Here is a 1051-nt window from a genome sequence, read left to right on the forward strand (position 1 = left end):
GCAATCGCCGGCACCATCTGCTCGATGTCCAGCGCGTCGCACGGATCGATCACGGTCATGTTCGGCATCGCGCGCATCAGCGCGAGATCCTCGGCGGCCTGATGGCTCGGTCCGTAACCGGTCGTGAGGCCCGGCAATGCACACACCAGCTTCACGTCGAGATTGTCCTCGGCGATCGCCTGATGGATGAAGTCGTACGCGCGGCGCGTCGCGAATACCGCATAGGTCGTGACGAACGGCTGCGCGCCTTCGTGCGCGAAGCCGGCGGCGGCGCCCATCAGCAGCTGCTCGGCCATGCCCATCTGGTAGTAACGCTCGGGAAATTCCTTCGCGAAAATGTGCAGGTCGGTGTACTTGCCGAGATCGGCCGTCATGCCGATCACGTTGCCGTTCGTGCGCGCGAGCTTCGCGAGCGCATGGCCGAACGGCGCGGCGCGGGTCGCCTGCCCCTCGGCCGCGATGGACGCGATCATCGCCGAAGTCTTCAGGCGCGGCTTGTTGTCGACGGTGCTCATGCGTGTCTCCCTGCTTCGAGTGCGTCGAGCGCGAGCTTCCACTCGTGCGCATCGACGCGGATGAAATGGCTCTTCTCGCGTGCTTCGAGGAACGGCACGCCGCACCCCATCTTCGTGTCGCAGACGATGATCCGCGGCTGCGGCCTGTCATGTCGGCGCGCGTTGTCGAACGCGCGCTTTACCGCGTCGATATCGTTGCCGTCGACTCGCTGCGTATACCAGCCGAATGCTTCGAGCTTGTCGACCAGAGGCTCGAACGCCATGACTTGCGTCGACGGGCCATCGGCCTGCTGGTTGTTCACGTCGACGATCGCGATCAGGTTGTCGAGCTTCCAGTGCGCGGCCGACATCAGCCCTTCCCAGATTGCGCCTTCGTCGAGCTCGCCGTCCGAAAAGAGCGTATAGACGAGCGCGTCCGAGCCGTTGCGCTTGAGCCCGAGACAACGGCCGACCGCGATCGTCAGGCCCTGGCCGAGCGAACCGCCGGACATCTCCATGCCGGGCGTGTAGCTCGCCATCCCCGACATCGGCAAACG

Annotated in this window: 2 protein-coding genes; both read right to left on the minus strand. The window is 65.0% G+C overall.

Annotation, left to right across the window (positions count from 1 at the left end; all coding sequences use genetic code 11):
- Positions 1 to 515: transketolase family protein (locus DID98_RS35455; RefSeq protein WP_409362353.1), on the minus strand; the 515-nt coding region annotated here is incomplete at its 3' end.
- On the minus strand, positions 512 to 1051 hold a 540-nt coding region (locus DID98_RS35460), incomplete at its 5' end, for a transketolase (RefSeq protein WP_260428146.1). The genes DID98_RS35455 and DID98_RS35460, both read right to left, overlap by 4 nt.

Source organism: Burkholderia sp. Bp8984 (assembly GCF_003853755.1).
Lineage (GTDB): Bacteria > Pseudomonadota > Gammaproteobacteria > Burkholderiales > Burkholderiaceae > Burkholderia.